The organism is Streptomyces sp. NPDC089915, from assembly GCF_040684675.1.
Lineage (GTDB): Bacteria > Actinomycetota > Actinomycetes > Streptomycetales > Streptomycetaceae > Streptomyces.
Genome location: NZ_JBFBGN010000134.1, coordinates 1 through 17683, shown reverse-complemented (window position 1 = coordinate 17683; position 17683 = coordinate 1). Strand labels below are relative to the sequence as shown.

At 72.4% G+C, this 17683-nt stretch carries 17 protein-coding genes and 2 pseudogenes; 6 read left to right on the top strand and 13 right to left on the bottom strand.

Going from position 1 to position 17683, the window contains the following annotated elements:
- The 6 genes and pseudogenes from AB0O29_RS28750 to AB0O29_RS28725 form a co-directional block, all read right to left on the bottom strand.
- A pseudogene (locus AB0O29_RS28750) lies at positions 1-595 on the bottom strand (hypothetical protein); the annotation flags it as partial.
- Positions 596-839: 244 nt separating this feature from the next.
- Positions 840-2054: a precorrin-6y C5,15-methyltransferase (decarboxylating) subunit CbiE gene (gene cbiE / locus AB0O29_RS28745; protein ID WP_365157019.1), complete on the bottom strand. Its 1215-nt coding sequence runs from the start codon at positions 2052-2054 to the stop codon at positions 840-842.
- A gap of 60 nt (positions 2055-2114) precedes the next feature.
- Positions 2115-2822: a GNAT family N-acetyltransferase gene (locus tag AB0O29_RS28740; protein ID WP_365157016.1), complete on the bottom strand. Its 708-nt coding sequence runs from the start codon at positions 2820-2822 to the stop codon at positions 2115-2117.
- A gap of 215 nt (positions 2823-3037) precedes the next feature.
- Positions 3038-3901 carry a MetQ/NlpA family ABC transporter substrate-binding protein gene (locus AB0O29_RS28735; RefSeq protein ID WP_365157013.1) on the bottom strand — a complete coding sequence of 288 codons (864 nt, stop codon included), beginning with the start codon at positions 3899-3901 and terminating at the stop codon, positions 3038-3040.
- 116 nt (positions 3902-4017) lie between these two features.
- Positions 4018-4686: a methionine ABC transporter permease gene (locus AB0O29_RS28730; RefSeq protein ID WP_079425143.1), complete on the bottom strand. Its 669-nt coding sequence runs from the start codon at positions 4684-4686 to the stop codon at positions 4018-4020.
- Positions 4683-5738, bottom strand: a complete 1056-nt coding sequence (locus AB0O29_RS28725; RefSeq protein ID WP_365157010.1) for an ATP-binding cassette domain-containing protein — start codon at positions 5736-5738, stop codon at positions 4683-4685. The genes AB0O29_RS28730 and AB0O29_RS28725 overlap by 4 nt, the downstream gene beginning before the upstream one ends.
- A gap of 583 nt (positions 5739-6321) precedes the next feature.
- On the opposite strand from AB0O29_RS28725, the gene AB0O29_RS28720 reads away from it, so the two are divergent.
- Both AB0O29_RS28720 and AB0O29_RS28715 read left to right on the top strand, forming a co-directional pair.
- Positions 6322-6690 carry a hypothetical protein gene (locus tag AB0O29_RS28720; protein ID WP_365157007.1) on the top strand — a complete coding sequence of 123 codons (369 nt, stop codon included), beginning with the start codon at positions 6322-6324 and terminating at the stop codon, positions 6688-6690.
- Positions 6683-7099 carry a hypothetical protein gene (locus AB0O29_RS28715; protein WP_344159198.1) on the top strand — a complete coding sequence of 139 codons (417 nt, stop codon included), beginning with the start codon at positions 6683-6685 and terminating at the stop codon, positions 7097-7099. The genes AB0O29_RS28720 and AB0O29_RS28715 overlap by 8 nt, the downstream gene beginning before the upstream one ends.
- A gap of 16 nt (positions 7100-7115) precedes the next feature.
- Here the strand turns inward: AB0O29_RS28715 and AB0O29_RS28710 are convergent, their stop codons facing one another.
- The 3 genes from AB0O29_RS28710 to AB0O29_RS28700 form a co-directional block, all read right to left on the bottom strand.
- Entirely contained in the window at positions 7116-7622 is a 507-nt protein-coding gene (locus AB0O29_RS28710) for a GNAT family N-acetyltransferase (RefSeq protein ID WP_365157025.1), read from the bottom strand.
- A gap of 36 nt (positions 7623-7658) precedes the next feature.
- Positions 7659-8183 (bottom strand): sigma-70 family RNA polymerase sigma factor, encoded by a 525-nt coding sequence (locus AB0O29_RS28705; RefSeq protein WP_365157003.1) that lies wholly within the window; start codon positions 8181-8183, stop codon positions 7659-7661.
- Between the two features lie 73 nt (positions 8184-8256).
- A complete protein-coding gene (locus AB0O29_RS28700) occupies positions 8257-9417 on the bottom strand; it encodes a glycerophosphodiester phosphodiesterase (RefSeq protein WP_365157000.1) in 1161 nt (386 codons plus the stop codon).
- A 298-nt stretch (positions 9418-9715) separates the two neighbouring features.
- On the opposite strand from AB0O29_RS28700, the gene AB0O29_RS28695 reads away from it, so the two are divergent.
- On the top strand, positions 9716-10339 hold the full coding sequence (locus AB0O29_RS28695; RefSeq protein WP_365156997.1) for a lysophospholipid acyltransferase family protein: 624 nt from the start codon (positions 9716-9718) through the stop codon (positions 10337-10339).
- A gap of 3 nt (positions 10340-10342) precedes the next feature.
- Here the strand turns inward: AB0O29_RS28695 and AB0O29_RS28690 are convergent, their stop codons facing one another.
- From AB0O29_RS28690 to AB0O29_RS28680, 3 genes are all read right to left on the bottom strand, one after another.
- Positions 10343-11845 (bottom strand): membrane-associated oxidoreductase, encoded by a 1503-nt coding sequence (locus AB0O29_RS28690; protein ID WP_365157022.1) that lies wholly within the window; start codon positions 11843-11845, stop codon positions 10343-10345.
- Between the two features lie 69 nt (positions 11846-11914).
- Complete coding sequence (locus tag AB0O29_RS28685) at positions 11915-13459, bottom strand: MFS transporter (protein ID WP_365156994.1); 1545 nt, start codon at positions 13457-13459, stop codon at positions 11915-11917.
- Positions 13459-14007 (bottom strand): helix-turn-helix domain-containing protein, encoded by a 549-nt coding sequence (locus AB0O29_RS28680; RefSeq protein ID WP_365156991.1) that lies wholly within the window; start codon positions 14005-14007, stop codon positions 13459-13461. The genes AB0O29_RS28685 and AB0O29_RS28680 overlap by 1 nt, the downstream gene beginning before the upstream one ends.
- Before the next feature lie 90 nt (positions 14008-14097).
- On the opposite strand from AB0O29_RS28680, the gene AB0O29_RS28675 reads away from it, so the two are divergent.
- Positions 14098-14610 carry an HAD domain-containing protein gene (locus AB0O29_RS28675; protein ID WP_365156988.1) on the top strand — a complete coding sequence of 171 codons (513 nt, stop codon included), beginning with the start codon at positions 14098-14100 and terminating at the stop codon, positions 14608-14610.
- A gap of 67 nt (positions 14611-14677) precedes the next feature.
- Positions 14678-15097 (top strand): hypothetical protein, encoded by a 420-nt coding sequence (locus AB0O29_RS28670; protein ID WP_365156985.1) that lies wholly within the window; start codon positions 14678-14680, stop codon positions 15095-15097.
- 67 nt (positions 15098-15164) lie between these two features.
- Here the strand turns inward: AB0O29_RS28670 and argH are convergent, their stop codons facing one another.
- A complete protein-coding gene (gene argH / locus AB0O29_RS28665) occupies positions 15165-16592 on the bottom strand; it encodes an argininosuccinate lyase (RefSeq protein ID WP_365156982.1) in 1428 nt (475 codons plus the stop codon).
- Positions 16593-16853: 261 nt separating this feature from the next.
- Between argH and AB0O29_RS28660 the strand changes: the two are divergent.
- Positions 16854-17683 (top strand): annotated as a pseudogene (locus tag AB0O29_RS28660) (hypothetical protein); the annotation flags it as partial.

The window sequence follows — 17683 nt, the reverse complement described above, 5'->3', positions numbered from 1 at the left end:
GGGCGCCGGGCGGCATCTGGCCGGCCGCGGCGGGGGCCGCCTGCGGGACGACGAGGCCGCCGAGGTCGAGGGAGCCGGAGTCACGGCCGCCGGTCTCGTGCGCGCCCGCGCTGTACGCGGCGGGGTCGGCGAAGGGCTCGGGGTAGCCGGCCTCCGGGAAACCGGCACCGAGGGGCTGGCCGGCGAGCGGCTGCCCCGCGAGGGACTGGTCCTGATGGGGCTGGCCCGGGACGGGCTGGCCCGGCATCGGGTAGCCCGGCTCCGGGAAACCGAGGTGGCCCTGCTCGGGGTAGCCGACGGCCTGGGGCTGGGGGTATTCGGTGTAGACGGGTTCGGCGGGGAACTCGCCGGGGAAGGAAGGGGCCTGCGGGACGACCTGCGGGTCGCTCCAGGACCCCTGCCCGTGGCCGCTGGGCATCAGCAGCAGTTCCTCGTCCTCGGCCGGGTCGTCGACGAGGTCCTGGAAGGCGTAGCCGGCCGGGGGCATCGGCGGCAGCGGGGGCATGGGCGGGACCGGAGCGGGAACGCCCTGCTGATCCACCATGCCCGCGTTGTCCGGGTGACCCTCGCCCGGGACCTGGCCGGTGTCAGTCATGCTTACCCCTCGCCCATCGGTGTTGCCTCTTCGCCTCTTCGATCGCCCGGCGCCCTGGTGGCCCGACGAGCGGGGTCGCCGCGGGGCGCGACGGCTCGCGTTCGCCCGCACGACAACTCCTGAGCATTGTCGCGCTCGTCGGCCACCGTGTCGGCCGGAAACCGGCACGGTCCGCTGTGGACTGCGCCACGTCGCGCGCCTGCCTGGCGGTACGACGATCGGCCAGCCTACCCCGGGCTCCGTCTCAGCGGTTCACGGGGCGTTCGGCTGCCAGCAGGAACACGACGGAACGCTCCTGTTCGGCCCAGGTCCCGGTGTCGAGGCCCACGGACTGGAGGAGGGCGCACTCGACGGCGTACCCGTGTTCGGTGAGGGTGCGCCCGATGGCCTCCGCCTCGTCGCGCGTGGAGGCGTGGCTGACGATCCGTTCGGGGCGCCGGTCGGCGACGGCCGCGACGACCGCGGCGCCGCCGCCCCCGACCCGTACGACATCGGGTTCGGGCAGATTCTCCAGTACGTGTGGAGCGCGTCCCGTGACGACCTGGATCTGTACACCCCGCAGGCGGGCCGCGGCCGTTGCGCGGGCGCAGGCGCGGGGGTCGGCGTCGACGGCGATGACGGCGGCGCCGAAGGCGGCGGCGTCCACGGCGAGGGCCCCGTGGCCGGTGCCGATGTCCCAGACGAGGTCGCCGGGGCGGGGGCCGAGGCGGGCGAGCTGGGCGGCGCGCAGTTGCGCGGACTCCCCCTCGCCGGCGTCCGGGCCGGTGAGCGGGCGGGCCCAGCCGCGTTCGGCGGCGGGGTTGTGGGCGGGGCTCTGGCCGAGCAGCCAGGGGGTGTCGGCGGTGGCGGGGTGGCCCGTTCCGCCGATGACGATGACGACGTTGGGGTCGCGCCAGGTGTGGTCGGCGGCGGCGTCGGAGGTGAGGACGGTGACGCGTTCGCGGTCGGTGCCGAGTTCCTCGCAGATGACGAAGGTCCGGTGGACCCCTTCGAGGAGCAGGGCCAGTTCGGCGGGGCCGGCGCCGGGTGAGGTGAGGACGGCGACCTTGCCGCGGGCGCGGCAGACGTTGACGGCGCGGCGCAGCGTGCGGGGGTGGGCGACGACGACCTGGGCGTCGTCCCAGGGCATTCCGGCGCGGGCGAAGGCGGCGGCGACGGAGGAGACGGCGGGGACGACCTCGACTTCGAGGCCGTGTTCGGGGGCGCGGAGGGTGCGGACGACGCCGAAGAAGCCGGGGTCTCCGTCGGCGAGGACGACGGCGGTGCCGCGGTGGCCGGCGATGCGGCGGGCGGCGAGGCCGAGGCTGCCGAGGCGGATGCGTTCGGCGCCGGGCGGGACTTCGGGGAGCGCGAGGTGGTGGGCGGCGCCGGCCACCAGGGTGGCGGCGGAGAGCGCGGACCGGGCGGCCGCGGTCAGGGGGGAGCCGTCCCAGCCGATCACCGTGACCCGGTCGGCCATCGTCGTCAGTCTCCTGGGGTGGGGGCAGGCGAAGTTTCGTCGGGTTCGCGCAGTCCGAGACTACCTGGTCACGGGTCGGTTCCAGTCCGTGGCGACGGCGTGGGCCGGGCGGGCGGTGCGGGCGTCGCGGGCCTCGGCGTTGTCGTAGGCGTCGTACGCGCCGTAGGCCTCGTCGAAGGCGTCGGCGTCGTCGAGGTCCTCGGGGAGCAGGCTCCAGACGATGAGGTCGGTGCGGGTGTCGGTCCAGACCCCGTCGGCGCCCTGGGTGCGGACGGTCCAGGCGTTGCGCAGGACGCCTTCGCTGATGCAGCCGATCTTCTGGGCGACCTGCTGGGAGGCGGTGTTGTCGGCGGCGGTGCGCAGTTCGAGTCTCTCGAACCGCTGCTCGCGGAAGAGCCAGCGGGCGACGGCGAGGACGGATTCGCTGGCGTAGCCCTCGCCCCGGGCCCAGGGGGCGGTGACGTAGCGGATCTCGGTGGTGCGGGTGCGCCAGTCGGTGTCGCGGAGGTGGACGGTGCCGACGAGGCGGTGGGTGAGGAACTCGGTGACGGCGAGGACGAGGCCGCGGCCCGCGGTGCGTTCGGCGTGGGAGCCGTGGGCGGCCCAGGCGCGGGCGTCGGTGAGGGTGTAGGGGTGCGGGACCGGGGTCCAGGCGGTGACCTGCTCGTCGTTCATCATCTCGGCGAGCGCGGTGACGTCCTCCTCCTCGAAGGGGCGCAGCACCAGCCGGTCCGTGCTGATGGTGACGTCCGGGAAGGTGGTAGTCATGCGCAGCTCCATGCCTGAGGCGGACCGTTTGTGCGGGTCGTAGGCCACAGCATGCAGCATCGGCCCGGGGATGTGCAGGGCCGGGCTGCCCGGAAGCGGGCAGCCGCCGGGCAGCCCGCGGCCCCGCGTGCCCGGGAGGGCGCGCGGGGCCGGGGGTGCGGCGCCGGCCGGGCGGTTCTTCAGGCGGCCGGGGGTGTTCCGGCCGCCGGTGGTGCTCAGGCGGCCGGGGTGCCGAAGGCCGGGATGACCGAGCCCTGGTACTTCTCCTCGATGAACTTCTTGACCTCGTCGGAGTTCAGGAGCTTGGCGAGCTTCTGGATGCGCGGGTCGTTCTGCTTGCCGTCCTTGACCGCCAGGAAGTTGGCGTACGGGTTGCCCTCGGCCTTCTCCAGGACCAGGGCGTCCTTGGCGGGCGACAGGTTGGCCTCGAGGGCGTAGTTGCCGTTGATGACGGCGGCGTCGACGTCGTTCAGGGCGCGCGGGACCGTGGCGGCCTCCAGCTCCTTGAACTCCAGGCCCTTCTTGTCCGTGATGTCGGAGAGCTTGGCGCTGGTGCCGACGCCGTCCTTGAGGGTGATCAGCTTGTTCGCGGCGAGCAGCTGGAGCGCGCGGCCCTCGTTGGTGGTGTCGTTGGGGACGGCGATGGTCTGGCCGGCCTTGATGTCGGTGAGGGCCTTGACCTTCTTGGAGTAGAGGCCGAGGGGCTCCAGGTGCACGTTGACGACGGGCACGATGTGGGTGCCGTTCTTCTTGTTGAAGTCGTCGAGGTACGGCTTGTGCTGGAAGTAGTTGCCGTCGACCTGGCCCTGCTCGGTGGCGGTGTTGGGCAGGACGTAGTCCGTGAACTCCTTCACCTCCAGCTTGAGGCCCTCCTTGGCCGCGAGCTTGTCCTTGACGAAGTTCAGGATGTCGGCGTGCGGGCTCGGGGAGGCCGCGATGACGAGCGGCTTGCTCTCGTCGACCTTGCCGCCGTCGGACGCGGCGGTGGACGGGTCCGAGGAGCTGCCGCAGGCGGTGAGGCCGAGGGCGAGCGCGGCGGAGGCGGCGGCGAAGGCGGTGAGCTTGATGTTCTTACGCACGAAGAGTGCCTTTCTAGCGGTACGGGTCCGGGGTGGGGACCCGCTGGTGGTGGCCCAGGCACGACAAGTGCGGGCTTTCTCGGGTGGGGAAACTCAGGGGGCGGCCCGGGGCGGGCTCAGGCTGTCCGGCCCCGGCGGGCCAGGACGCGCACCACGCCGTCGCCGATCAGCTGGATCACCGTGACGAGGGCGATCAGGACCACGACGGTGGCGACCATGAAGCCGGTCTCGAAGCGCTGGAAGCCGTAGGTGATGGCCTTGGAGCCGAGTCCTTCGCCGCCGACGGCGCCGGCCATGGCGGAGTAGCCGACCAGGGTGATGACGGTGGTGGTGACGGCGGCGACCAGGGAGGGCAGGGCCTGCGGGAGGAGGACCTTGCCGACGAGTGTGGGGATGCCGCCGCCCATGGACTCGACGGCCTCGATCAGGCCGTGGTCGACCTCGCGGACGGCCGTCTCGACGAGGCGGGCGAAGAAGGGGATGGCGCCGATGGCCAGCGGGACGATCATGGCGGTGGGGCCGATGAAGGTGCCGACGACGGCCGTGGTGACCGGGATCAGGGCGATCAGCAGGATGATGAACGGCAGCGAGCGGCCTATGTTCACGATCACGCCGAGGGCCTTGTTGAGCGGCTGGTTCCGCAGGAGGCCGCCCTTGTCGGTGAGGACGAGGAGGATGCCGATGGGCAGTCCGCCGAGGACGGTCACCAGGGTGGACCACAGGACCATGTAGAGGGTGTCGTACGTGCCCTGGGTGAGCAGGGGCTGCATTTCGGACCAGGTCACTTGGCACCGTCCTTGACCAGTTCGGCCAGCTCGTCGTCGATGTCGTCCGACCCGTCGACCACGTCGACCTGGAGGCCCTGCTCGCGCAGGAAGCCGACGGGGACCACGTTGTCCTCGTAGCGGCCGGGCAGCTCGATGCGCATGCGGCCGATCTGGCGGCCGGCGACGGTGTCCATCGCGGCGCCGAGGATGGAGATGTCGATGTTGTACGTGCGCGCCAGCTGGGAGATGACGGGCTGGGTGGCGGCCTCGCCGTGGAAGGTGACGTCGACGACCGTGCGGTCCGCGCCGGTGGCGGTGCCGCTGACGGGGAAGAGTTCGGCGGCGAGCTCGGAGCCGGGGGTGGCGAGGAGCTCGGCGACGGTGCCGGACTCGATGATCCGGCCCTTCTTCATCAGGGCGGCGGAGTCGCAGATGCTCTTGACGACGTCCATCTCGTGCGTGATGAGCAGGACGGTGAGTCCGAGCTGGCGGTTGAGGTCGCGCAGGAGCTGGAGGATGGAGCGGGTGGTCTCGGGGTCGAGGGCGCTGGTGGCCTCGTCGGAGAGGAGCACCTTGGGGTCGCCGGCCAGGGCGCGGGCGATGCCGACGCGCTGCTTCTGGCCGCCGGAGAGCTGGGTGGGGTAGGCCTTGGCCTTGTCGGCGAGGCCGACGAGGTCGAGGAGCTCCAGGGCCTTGCGGGAGCGTTCGCGGCGGTCGACGCCGAGGATCTCCAGGGGGAGCTCGATGTTGGCCTGGACGGTCCGGGAGGACAGCAGGTTGAAGTGCTGGAAGACCATGCCGATGCGGCTGCGGGCCTCGCGGAGCTCCTTGCCGGCGCGCCGGCCGCGGCCGGCGAGGGCGGTGAGCTCGACGCCGTCGACCGTGACGGTGCCGGTGGTGGGGCGCTCCAGCAGGTTCACGCAGCGGATGAGGGAGGACTTTCCGGCGCCGCTCTGGCCGATGACTCCGTAGACCTCGCCCTCGCGGACGTGGAGGTCGACGCCGTCCAGGGCGGTGACCTCGCGGCCACGGGACTGGTAGACCTTCGTGAGGCCCGATGTGGTGATCACAGGAATTCCGTCGCTGTCGAGTGCACGGCGTGCGGGACCGTGCACGGGGCAAACATCTGGGGACGCGATACGGGTCGAACCGTCACAAAGGAACCGTGTCGACACGTGCGCGGGGCTGGAGCGGTCCGGACCGCAGGTCAGCGGTGACCTGGACGGCGGAGTGGCTCGCCTCGTCTCGCTTCGGGGCGCGAGACCGCGGGGGAAGGGGCCCTCAGAAGGCGCACATTCGACACATACAACGAGCACCGGGCGTCATCGTCGCCTCGGTCGCAAGGGTGCGGCTGCTCGTCGTGGTCATGGGCCCAGTAAAGCAGACATGCCGACTCACCGATCAATGTTGTCCGGATAGCGGACGGGTTCCGATCGCATTCCGGACGAGTTCGGCCGTATCCGCCGTGCCGTCCCGAGGGGTGCGCGAGCCGCCCCGGCCAGTCGGGACACGGGCGGACGGGCTCCGGGAGCCGGGCCCGTCCGGGCCGGGGCGGGGGCCGGGGCGGGGCCCGCGCTGTGGCCAAGGCCACCCTCGCGGCCGCGCCGCCGCCCCCTGCACGGCCGGTCTCCGGGGCCGTAATACCCTCGCAGCATGCTCGACGCCCTGACGGCCGCCCTCGGCGTGGCCGCCCTCGCCCTCGCCGCCTGGTGCGGCCACGCCGTCTGGCGGGACCAGCCGACCAAGGACTGGCACTTCATCGGCATGGCCGTGGTGACCCTGCTGGCACTGGCCCAGCTGGTGGTCGGCGTGGTCCAGCTGAGCCGGGGCGAGAAGCCCGAACAGGGCGCGGTGCTCTTCGTGGCCTACCTGCTGGGCGCCTTCGCGGCGGTCCCGGCCGCCGGGCTGCTCTCGCTGACCGAGCGCACCAAGTGGGGTTCGGTGACGGTGGCCGCGGGCGCGGTCGTCCTCGCCGTGCTCGAGGTGCGCCTCTACGACATCTGGGGATCCGCCGGTGCCTGACACGACGACCGCCTCGCCGGAAGCCCGCAAGCGGCTGGTGTCCGGGCCGGGACTGCTGCTGGTGTGGCTCTACGGGGTCATGGTGGTCGGCGCGGTCTCGCGCTCGGCCTACCAGATCTCCACCGAGTTCGACCGGGCGCCGCTGGCCTACTCCCTGTCGGGGGCGGCCGCCCTGGTCTACGCCTTCATCACGTACTCGCTCGTGCGCGGCGGCGACCGGGCCCGGCGCGCGGCACTGGTGTGCTGCGGCGCCGAGCTCGCGGGCGTGCTGGCCGTCGGCACCTGGACGCTGATCCGGCCCGAGGCCTTCCCCGACGCGACGGTGTGGTCGGACTTCGGGATGGGCTACCTGTTCATCCCGGTGATCCTGCCGGTCACCGGGATGCTCTGGCTCCGCGCCAGGCGCTGACGCGGAGCGCTCGGGCTCAGGCGCTGACGGTGTAGTCGGAGGGGACCTCGGCGTCCTTCTCCAGGATCACCAGGTGCACGCCGTCCGAGGCGGTGCGGTTGCCGACCTGGGCGTAGCCGGCCTTGCGGTAGAGGCGCAGGTTCGACTCGCTCTTGTGGCCGGTGTGCAGCCGGAAGCGGGTGGTGCCGCCGTGGCCGGCGAGGGCCTCCTCCACTCCGCGCAGCAGGCGCGCGCCGAGGCCGTGACCCTGGAGGCGGGGGTGTACGCACAGCTTGGCGATGCTCGCCGTGCCGTCCTCCCCCACGCTGCCGCGCACCGCGCCCACGACCTCGTCGCCGAGCCGGGCGACCAGGACGGTGTCCGTGGCCAGTTCCTGCTTCAGGGAGTCCAGGGACTGGGTGAGCGGCTGGATGAGGTAGTTGCCGTACAGCTCGGCCTCCCGCTGGAACGCCAGGTACTGCAGCTTGAAGATCTGCTCGGCGTCTTCGGCGGCCGCCGCCGAAATGGTCACGCTCATGCCCATGTGCGCATGCCTCCCGCTCACCGGTAGCTCTCTGGTCTACCGCTCCTTTCCCCACGGGCCAGGAGCCGCAACCTCTCGAGCGAGCATTCTGCGCAGACATCCCAGGCAACGGGAACGTACCGGCCCCAAACTTCCTTGTGAGATACCCAACTCTCCTGCGATTTCACGGTATGTGAGGTCCTTGGGTGACAGAAGTGCGGTCATCAGCTCGGGACACCGTCCCGGCAATCGGGCGACCGCCGATCGGAGGGCGCGGTTCTCCTCCCCGTGCAGCAGGGCGTCCTCGGGCTCGTCGGCCGTGGCGGCGGGGGCGGCCCCGTACGGGATCTCGCGCCGCGTGTGCCTGCGGGCGAGGCGCGCCTCGGCGCGTACGGCCCGGCGCAGCCAGCGGGCCCGGCCGGCGGGGGCGGGGCCGGGCGGGCCCTGCTCCAGCAGCCTGACCCAGACGGCCTGTTCCAGGTCGGCGGCCTCCACCCCGGCGGCGGGGGCCTCCGCGGCCGCCTCTGCGGAGAGCAGCGGGCCCAGCTCCTCGATCAGTTCCGGTTCGCGTCGCAGGTCCATGCCGGGCGGGACGCGGGGGCCGGGCCGGGCGGTTTCCCCTCCGGTCCCGGCCCACCCGTACGTGGCCGGAGGCCTAGCGGTTGACGCCGCGTCCGGGGCGGAAGGCCTCGGCGGCCAGGAGTCCGGTGTCGGGGTTGTCGGTGAAGATGGCGTCGACGCCCAGCTCGAAGTAGCGCTTGAAGGCGCCGAAGGCGTCCCCGTAGGCGTTCGGGTCGGTGCCCTTGCGGTACTCGGCCGGCAGGAAGGTGTTCTCGTTGCGGGCCGTGTAGGGGTGCAGGACGAGGCCGCGGGCGTGGGCGTCGGGCACCAGGGTGGTGGGGGCGCCCAGCCTGCCGTCGGCGGTGCGCGGGACGATGAGGTCCAGGGTGGGGCCGATGCCCTGGGCGAAGCCGGCGATCCACTTCAGGCCCTCGGGCTTGACCAGGTCGGCGACGGTGCGGGGGTCCTTGGCGACCTCGAAGTCCCAGGGCCGGGTGTTGGCGGCGGAGAGCAGCACCACGCGCGGGGCGGACACCAGGCGGGAGAGCCGCTGGATGCTGGAGGGCTCGAAGGACTGGAGGAAGACGGCGGCGTCCCGGCCGGCCCGGCCGTAGCGGCGCAGCAGGGCGGCGAGGGGCTCCTCCAGGCCGAGGCCGAGGCCGCGGAAGTAGGTGGGGTGCTTGGTCTCCACGTGCAGCCAGACGCGCCGGCCGCGCCGCTTGCCCTCGCGGTCGGCCCAGCGGAGCACCTCTTCGAAGGTGGGGACGGCCCAGCGGCCGTCGTAGAGGGTGTTGCGCTGGCGGATGGCCGGAATGCGTTCCTTGGCGCGCAGGGTGCGCAGCTCGGCGAGGGTGAAGTCCTCGGTGAACCAGCCGGTGACGGAGACCCCGTCGACGGTCTTGGTGGTGCGCCGGCCGGCGAACTCGGTGTGGTCGGCGACGTCGGTGGTGCCGCCGATCTCGTTCTCGTGGCGGCAGACCAGGTGGCCGTCCTTGGTGGGGACGAGGTCCTGTTCGACGACGTCGGCGCCGAGGTCGAGGGCGAGTTGGTAGGAGCCGAGGGTGTGCTCGGGCCGGTAGCCGCTGGAGCCCCGGTGGCCGATGACGAGGGGGACGGGGAGGTCGCGGTAGCCGCCCTCGCCGTGTCCGGCCGCGGCAGCGGAGGCGGTGCCCGCGGCGAGCGTGCTCATTCCGGTTCCGGCCGCGAGGACCGCGGCTCCCAGGACGGTGCGCCGGGCTGTCCCACCTTGCGTCATCAGTGCCACTCCTTGTTCGGAATCGATTGGAAAGTGCTCGGCTTCTTTTGGAAATCGGCGAGCCGATGGTAGGCAAGGGGGATGGCTGACGGGTGGGGTCGCGTGGAACATGGCGGAAACACACGTCAACACTGCGTATCCACCTCGTGAACCCGATGTGCGATCAGGGGTGACCCGCGAGTATCGTCCTCACCTGCACTACCGCCGTGTGGTGCGAAAACCGCTTTTCGATGCCGGAGGGCTCACGTTGTTCCGTACCGCGCTCATCAAAGCCACTGTCGGATCGGCCATGCGCTTGATGTTCCGCACCAGGGTGGAGGGGCTGGAGAACATTCCGGGCACCGGCCCGGTGATCCTGGCGGGCAATCACCTGACCTTCATCGACTCGATGATCCTTCCGCTGGTGTGCGACCGCACGGTCCACTTCATCGGCAAGGACGAGTACGTCACGGGCAAGGGCGTCAAGGGCCGGCTCATGGCGTGGTTCTTCACCGGCGCCGGCATGATCCCGGTGGACCGCGACGGCGCGAACGGCGGGGTCGCCGCCCTGATGACGGGCCGCCGCATCCTGGAGGAGGGCAAGATCTTCGGGATCTACCCCGAGGGCACCCGCTCCCCCGACGGCCGCCTCTACCGCGGCCGCACCGGCATCGCCCGCCTCACCCTGATGACGGGCGCCCCCGTGGTCCCGTTCGCGATGATCGGCACGGACAAGCTCCAGCCCGGCGGCAAGGGCATGCCCCGCCCGGGCCGGGTCACGATCCGCTTCGGCGAGCCGATGGAGTTCTCCCGCTACGAGGGCATGGACCGCGACCGCTACGTGCTGCGCGCGGTCACCGACTCGGTGATGGCCGAGGTCATGCGCCTGTCGGGCCAGGAGTACGTGGACATGTACGCGACCAAGGCCAAGGAAGCCGCGTAGCGCTCACTGCCGCTGGAGTGACCGGCTGACGCCCGCCGCCGTCGTGGTGGCGAGGATCCAGCCGGTCACGATCAGCAGGTACGACAGCCACTGGTACCAGCCGCCCGGCGCGAAGGCCTCCTCCTGGCCGAAGCCGATGATCGGCAGCAGCAGGTCGATGGTGTAGAAGACCGGGTTGAAGTCGGGGGCCTCCCCCGGCTTCAGCGGCCTCGGGTGGTGCAGCCCGTACGCGACCGAGCCCGTCAGGACCAGCAGCAGGAGCCAGGCCGCCGCGCGCAGCGGCCGGAACCCGTAGCCGACGGTGGCGTCCTGCAGGAGCCCCCACAGGCGCATGTGGCGCGGCCGGGTGCGGCGGTGGCGGCGCAGCTTGGCGAGCTGGACGCTGCGGGCGGCCGCCTCGTCGCCGACGGTGCGGTACGCGGCGGCGAGCTGTTCGTAGCCGTACGGGAGGTAGCCGGACTCCTCGCGCTCCAGCAGCGGGAGGCGCTGTTCCGCCGGGAGCAGCGGGTGCAGCACCCGGTAGCCGAGCCCCTCGGTGCGGACCACGGCCGGCCAGGTGTCCGGTTCGGCGTAGAGCATGTCCAGCTGGCTGCGGCGCAGGTTGACGATGCCGTCGACGGGCGGGCACTTGCGCAGCCACAGCTCCCCTATGGCGCAGCTGCTGGCGCGCAGGGCCACCCCGCCGGGGTTGGCGAGCCGGGCGCGGGTGAGCATGAGCTGGCCGGGGACGCGGGCGCCGGTGAGGTTGACCATTCCCTCGGCCTCCAGCCGGTGGCCGCGCAGGTCGGTGCCGACGGAGACGGTCTCGGCGTGCAGGGCGATCCCGCCGGGGGCGAGGAGCCTGGCCCGGTCGAGGCTGATCTGTCCGGCGACGGTGGCGCCGTTGAGGCGGAGCTGGCCGTGGACGGTGATCCCGTCGGCGACGAGGTCGGTGCCTATCTCGGCGTGGTTGAGCTGGAGCGGGGGTTCGTCGTGTTCCTCGGCGTCGGCGTCGGCCTCCGCCCCGGCCGCGGGGACGGCGGGGCGGATCACCGCGTCCTGGAGGAAGAGGCCGCCGGCGACGCGGGCCCCGGCGAGCCGGACGGGCCCGGTGAAGCGGCAGCCGGCCAGCCGGAGGGCGAGGTCGACGCTGACGGTGGAGGCGGTGAGTCCGGGCAGCGCCGAGTTCGTGAGGGCGACGGCGCGCAGCCGGGCCCCGTACAGCTGGGGCTTGCGTTCGAACCAGCAGCCGCGCAGCCGGATCGCGTGCTCGACGTCGGCGTACTTGAGGTTGAGCTTGCCGGTGATCCGGGCGCCCTTGACGTTGAGCTCGGCCACCCGTCCCGTCGGGGTGGGGGCGGCGAGCAGCAGGGCGGCGAGCACGTCGGCGCGTACGGTCCGCTCGGGCCCCCAGCCGTGCCCTTCGGAGGCGTCCTCGTCGGGGCCCTCGCGGAAGTCGACGCCCTCGCCGTGCGGGAAGGCGTCCCGGATCCGGCGTTCGGCGGGGGTCAGCTCGGTGATCTCCATCGCCGGGATGGTGTCCCGCACCGAGTCGGACTGTCAACTCCGTACGGGACACCTCGTCCTGGCGGTGCGTCAGTGTTCGACGCCGTCCTGGAGCTCCTGCCCCTTCAGCAGGAACCACGCGGCCACGGCGGTGGCGAGCAGGACGGCCGCGCCGACGCCGGAGGCGAGCCGCAGCCCGTCCACGAAGGCCTCCTGGGCCGCGCTGACCATGGTGTGGGCGGTCTGCGGGTCCAGGGTCTTGGCGGCCTCCACGGCTCCGCCGAGGGACTCGTGGGCCGCGTCGGCCACCGTCGCCGGCACCGAGGACGGGGCGGTGAAGCTCTGGTAGACGCCGGTGACGATGGAGCCCAGCAGGGCGATGCCGAGGGCGGCGCCCAGTTCGTAGGCGGTCTCGGAGACGGCCGAGGCGGAGCCGGCCTGCTCCTTGGGGACGCTGGAGAGGATCACGTCGGCGGTGACGGTGAAGGAGAAGCCGGCGCCGAGGCCGACGACGAGCAGGGAGGCGCCGAGCAGCGGGTAGCCGCTGTTCTGGTGGATCAGGGTGAGCGCGGCCAGGGCCAGGCCGATGGCGGCGAGTCCGCCGGCCACGATGACCCGGACCGAGTACCGGCGGGCGTACCGGCCGGCGACCAGGCCGGTGACGACCGCGCCGACGGCGGCGGGCAGTTCGGCCAGGCCCGCCTCCAGGGGGTCGCGGCCCTGGACCAGCTGGAGGAACTGGGAGAGGAAGAAGACCAGGCCGGAGAGGCCGAAGACGGTCAGCAGGTCGGCGAGGACGGCGCCGGAGAAGCCCCGGTGCTTGAAGAGCCGCATGTCGAGCAGCGGCGAGGGCAGGGTGAACTGGCGGCGCACGAAGGCGTACAGGCAGCCGGCGCCGATGCCGGCGGCGACGATGACGCCCCAGGTCACACCGTGGGTGGCGACTTCCTTGACGGCGTAGACCACGCCGATGACGCCGACGAGGGAGAGCCCGACGCTGAACAGGTCCCAGGGGCCGGCGACCGGGTTCTTGGACTCGGGGAGCAGCTTGACGCCGACGACGACCAGGACGGCCATCACGGGCAGGTTGATCAGGAAGACCGAGCCCCACCAGAAGTGCTGGAGCAGGGCTCCGCCGACCACCGGTCCGACGGCCGCGCCGGCGGAGGCGGTGGCGCCCCAGATGCCGATGGCGAGGCTGCGCTCCTTGGGGTCGTGGAAGATGTTGCGGATCAGCGCGAGGGTGGACGGCATCAGGGTGGCGCCGGCGACGCCGAGCAGCGCCCGGGCCACGATCATCATCTCGGGGCTGGTGGCGTAGGCGTTCAGGACGGAGACGGCACCGAAGGCGGTGGCGCCGACCAGCAGCAGCTTCTTGCGGCCGATGCGGTCGCCGAGGGAGCCCATGGAGACGAGCAGACCGGCGATGACGAAGGAGTAGATGTCGCCGATCCACAGCAGCTGGGTGCCGGACGGCTTGAGGTCCTCGCTGAGGGAGGGGGTGGCGAGGCCGAGGACGGTGGCGTCGACCGCGACCAGCAGTACGGCCAGGACGAGCACGGACAGGGCCAGCCAGCGTCCGCGGCTCCTCCCCTCCGCCCCCGCCGGCCGGTTCAGCTGTTCGGTTCTGGTCATCACTCCACACTCCGTCGTACGCCACCGAGCAGCAACTCGGTGATCATGAATTGAAAGTCCTTGGCCGCGACCCGGCCGTCCATGACGGCCCAGGCGCAGGATCCGACGAGCCCGTAGAGGGCCTCGGTGAGCCAGGCGGCGCTCAGGTCGATCCGGATGTCGCCCTCCTGCTGGCCGCGCCGGAAGAGCGCGCTGACGCGGGCGTCGAGGCGGGCCCAGCCCTCGTTGACCTGGTCGCCCTCGAAGAGCTGGTTCTCGGTGACGAGGAAGGCCAGCAGCTGGGCGTCGGGCTCGGTCTCGGCGACGAGGCGGCGCAGCGCCTCCACGGCGGTGCCCTCGTCGAGGCGGGCCCGGTCGAAGGCGACCTCGAAGCAGCGGATGCCGAGTTCCTCCAGGGCCCTCACGAGGGCGTCGCGCCCGGCGAAGTGCCGGTGGAGGGTCGCCCGGCCGATTCCCGCGGCACGGGCCACCTCGTCCATCGTCGCGGTCGATTTGCGGGAGAGCAGGGCCGCCGCGTCGCGGAGCACCTGGTCACGATCCATGGCCATGAGACAACCATACCTCAAATGAGACGCCAATGTCTCATTCCAAGGAAAAACAAGCTGCCGGAAGGGCAGCCGGAGAGGAAACCTGTGCGCATGAAGCCACTGCTGCTGATCGACGTCGACGGACCCCTGAACCCGTACGCGGCCCAGCCCCAGCGCCGCCCCGAGGGCTACACCACCCACCGGATGCGCCCCACGGGCTTCACCGAGGGCAAGCCCCTGCGGGTCTGGCTCAACCCCGGCCACGGGGCCGAGCTGCTGGCGCTGGCGGACGCCTACGAGCTCGTCTGGGCCACCACCTGGAAGGACGAGGCCAACGACTGGATAGGCCCGCACCTGGGCCTGCCCCGGCTGCCGTTCATCGACTGGCCGGTGATGCACGGCCGGGCACCGCGCGGCACCTTCTGGAAGACCCAGTACGTCCTGGAGTACGCGGGCGGGCGGCCCTTCGCCTGGATCGACGACGACATCACGGCCATGGACCACGAGTACGTCGCCCAGCGCCACCCGGCGCACGCGCTGCTGATGTACGTGGACGAACGGATCGGCCTGACCCGGCCGGACTTCGACGCCCTGGCGGACTGGGCCGATGAACACACCGCTTGATCTTTTCGGGTGAACCCGCGTGACCGGGGCTTATGCGGCCGTCCGGGGAAACGGGAGAGTCCTCCCCATGAACGGAACGAGGAAGCTGGCCCTCGGGGCCGCAGCGATGGCACTCACGGTCGGCGGCGCGTTCGCCGTGTCCTCCGCGTCGGCGGAACCGGCCCACACCCGGCAGGCCGCGGCGACCACCACCTCCTGGGCCAAGATCAGCGCGGGCGGCGTCCTGCTGGGCGGCCAGGGCGTGCGCGGCGTCACCAGGTTCGGTACCGGCCGCTACAACATCACGACCACCTCCAGCCTCGTCGGCTGCGCCCTGCTCGGCACCGTCAACACCAACGGCGGCGACGATCCGGGCCCGGGCAGCGCCTCCATCCTGGTCGGCCTGCTGAACCCGACCACCCTGTTCGTCCGCACCGCGACCCCGTCCGGCACCGGCAACGCCGTCGTGGACAGCGACCGGCCGTACTCGATCACCGCCATCTGCTGACCCCCGGACACGCCGGAGGGGCGGTACGGGCCCGCACGGGCCCGTACCGCCCCTCCGGGCGTTTCGGCTACTGCTTGTGGGCCGCCCAGGCGTGCTGGATGACCAGGTCCGCCTTCAGCTCGGTGAGCTGGACCGCCACCGCCGACGGGGCGGTGCCGCCGCGCCCGTCGCGGGAGGCCAGGGCGCCGGGGACGTTGAGGACCGTGCGGACCTCGGGGGTCAGGTGCTCCGAGATCTTCGCGAACTGGGCGTCCGTGAGCTCGTCGAGCTCGATGCCCTCGGCCTCGCAGACCTTGACGCACTCGCCGGCCACCTCGTGCGCCACCCGGAAGGGCACGCCCTGCTTGACCAGCCACTCCGCGATGTCGGTCGCCAGGGAGAAGCCCGCCGGGGCCAGCTCCTCCATCCGCTCGCGGTTGACCGTGAGGGTGGCCATCATCCCGGTGAAGGCCGGCAGCAGGACCTCAAGGGTGTCGCAGGAGTCGAAGACGGGCTCCTTGTCCTCCTGGAGGTCGCGGTTGTAGGCCAGCGGCAGCGCCTTGAGCGTGGCCAGCAGGCCGGTCAGGTTGCCGATGAGGCGGCCCGACTTGCCGCGCGCCAGCTCCGCGATGTCCGGGTTCTTCTTCTGCGGCATGATCGAGGAGCCGGTGGAAAAGGCGTCGTGGAGGGTGACGAAGGAGAACTCCTTCGTGTTCCACAGGATGATCTCCTCGGCGATCCGGGACAGGTTGATCCCGATCATCGCGGTGACGAAGGCGAACTCGGCGACGAAGTCGCGCGAGGCCGTGCCGTCGATCGAGTTGCCCACCGAACCGCGCTCGAAGCCCAGGTCGGCGGCGACCGCCTCCGGGTCCAGGCCGAGCGAGGAGCCGGCCAGGGCGCCCGAACCGTACGGGGAGACGGCGGTGCGGGTGTCCCACTGCCGCAGCCGCTCGGCGTCCCGGGACAGGGACTGCACGTGCGCCAGCACGTGGTGGGCGAAGAGGACGGGCTGCGCGTGCTGGAGGTGCGTGCGGCCCGGCATCGCCACGTCGGGGTGCGTCTCGGCCAGACCGACCAGGGCGTCCTGGAGGTCGGCGATCAGACCGCCGACGATCCGCGCGTGGTCGCGCAGGTACATCCGGAAGAGGGTGGCCACCTGGTCGTTGCGCGAGCGCCCGGCCCGGAGCTTGCCGCCGAGGTCGGCGCCGAGCCGCTCCAGCAGGCCCCGCTCCAGGGCGGTGTGCACGTCCTCGTCGGCGACGGTCCCGGCGAAGGAGCCGTCGGCCACGTCGGCCTCCAGCCGGTCGAGGCCCTCGATCATGCGGCCGAGCTCCTCGGCCGTGAGCAGGCCCGCCTTGGCGAGCACGCGGGCGTGGGCGCGCGAGCCGGCGATGTCGTAGGGCGCCAGCCGCCAGTCGAAGTGGACCGACGCGGACAGCTTCGCGAGGGCCTCCGAAGGGCCGTCGGCGAACCGGCCGCCCCAGAGCCGGACGTCACCGTTGTTGCTGCTCACAGCTACTGCTCCTCATGAGGGTGGAAGTGGCCGGCCTCCCCGCCGCGGAGGTTGCGGGGAGGCCGTCCGGGTACAGCGTCAAACGATTCAGGCGGGTTCGCGACGCGCTGCGGCCCACGGCAAGAATAGGCATAACTATGCATTGCTCTGCATGTTTCGTCAATCGAGTCCCTCTCCCACGGTGCTGACCAGGCCGTATATCGCGGGCGGACCCGTGGGCCGCCGCCTACCATCGGGGGCGGATCCAGCCGGGGAGGGCATATGTGGAGCGCGGCCGAGGACACGTCCTGGGGGCGGAACGCGGCCCGGAGGCTGATGGAGGGGCACACCGGCCCGGTGGCCGGCCTGCTCGTCGGGAACGGGCCGGAGGCCTGGATCGCCTTCGACCGGGAGGTGCGCCGCCTCCAGCGGTTCACCGGGGTGTCCTCCGACCGGCTGGAGGCGCGGCTGTGCCACCCCGACGGGCGGATCCGCGCGGCCGCGCTGGCCGCGTGGCGCAACCCGCCGGCCCAGCTCGTCCTGATCCGGTGCGCCGACTGGGCCCCGCAGGTGCGCGAGCGCGCCCGCAGGGTGCTGGGCCGGGTGCTGGCCCACCACCCCGTCCGCACCCGGGACCGGGCCCGCCGGGCGCTGAACCGGCCGGTGGCCGACGACCCCGCCCTCGTACTGGCCGCGCTCACCCCGCTCGCCCTGCGGCTGGGCGGGCGCGAGCACGGCCGCTGGGCGGTGGAACAGCTGGAGGCCGCCCTCGCCGGCCGGTACTCCTCCCTCGCCGCGTGGTGGCGCCCCGGGCTGCCCTCGACGACCTGGAGCTGGAACTCGCTGACCGCCGGGCAGCGCGAGGGCGTGCTGGAGCGCCTGGCGGGCAGCGCCGACCTGCCGACGCGCCGCTTCGGCGCCCGGCTGGCACTCGCGGGCGGGCGGTACGGCGCGCGGGAGCTGGCCCGGCGGGCCGCCGCCGAGCACGATCCGGCGACCGGCCGGCTGTGGACGGACGCCGCCCTGGCGGCGCTGGCCGCCGGCGGGCCGGACGAGACGTGCCCGTCCTGCTGCTCATCCCCGCCAAGGGCTCGTACGGGGCCCTGCTCGCG

Excerpts from the sequence above, each read along its gene's own strand:
- cbiE (WP_365157019.1), bottom strand. The coding sequence starts at position 2,054 with ATGGCCGACCGGGTCACGGTGATCGGCTGGGACGGCTCCCCCCTGACC.
- AB0O29_RS28740 (WP_365157016.1), bottom strand. The coding sequence starts at position 2,822 with ATGACTACCACCTTCCCGGACGTCACCATCAGCACGGACCGGCTGGTG.
- AB0O29_RS28720 (WP_365157007.1), top strand. The coding sequence starts at position 6,322 with ATGCTCGACGCCCTGACGGCCGCCCTCGGCGTGGCCGCCCTCGCCCTC.
- AB0O29_RS28710 (WP_365157025.1), bottom strand. The coding sequence starts at position 7,622 with ATGGGCATGAGCGTGACCATTTCGGCGGCGGCCGCCGAAGACGCCGAG.
- AB0O29_RS28705 (WP_365157003.1), bottom strand. The coding sequence starts at position 8,183 with ATGGACCTGCGACGCGAACCGGAACTGATCGAGGAGCTGGGCCCGCTG.
- AB0O29_RS28700 (WP_365157000.1), bottom strand. The coding sequence starts at position 9,417 with ATGACGCAAGGTGGGACAGCCCGGCGCACCGTCCTGGGAGCCGCGGTC.
- AB0O29_RS28695 (WP_365156997.1), top strand. The coding sequence starts at position 9,716 with ATGTTCCGCACCAGGGTGGAGGGGCTGGAGAACATTCCGGGCACCGGC.
- AB0O29_RS28690 (WP_365157022.1), bottom strand. The coding sequence starts at position 11,845 with ATGGAGATCACCGAGCTGACCCCCGCCGAACGCCGGATCCGGGACGCC.
- AB0O29_RS28685 (WP_365156994.1), bottom strand. The coding sequence starts at position 13,459 with ATGACCAGAACCGAACAGCTGAACCGGCCGGCGGGGGCGGAGGGGAGG.
- AB0O29_RS28680 (WP_365156991.1), bottom strand. The coding sequence starts at position 14,007 with ATGGCCATGGATCGTGACCAGGTGCTCCGCGACGCGGCGGCCCTGCTC.
- AB0O29_RS28675 (WP_365156988.1), top strand. The coding sequence starts at position 14,098 with ATGAAGCCACTGCTGCTGATCGACGTCGACGGACCCCTGAACCCGTAC.
- AB0O29_RS28670 (WP_365156985.1), top strand. The coding sequence starts at position 14,678 with ATGAACGGAACGAGGAAGCTGGCCCTCGGGGCCGCAGCGATGGCACTC.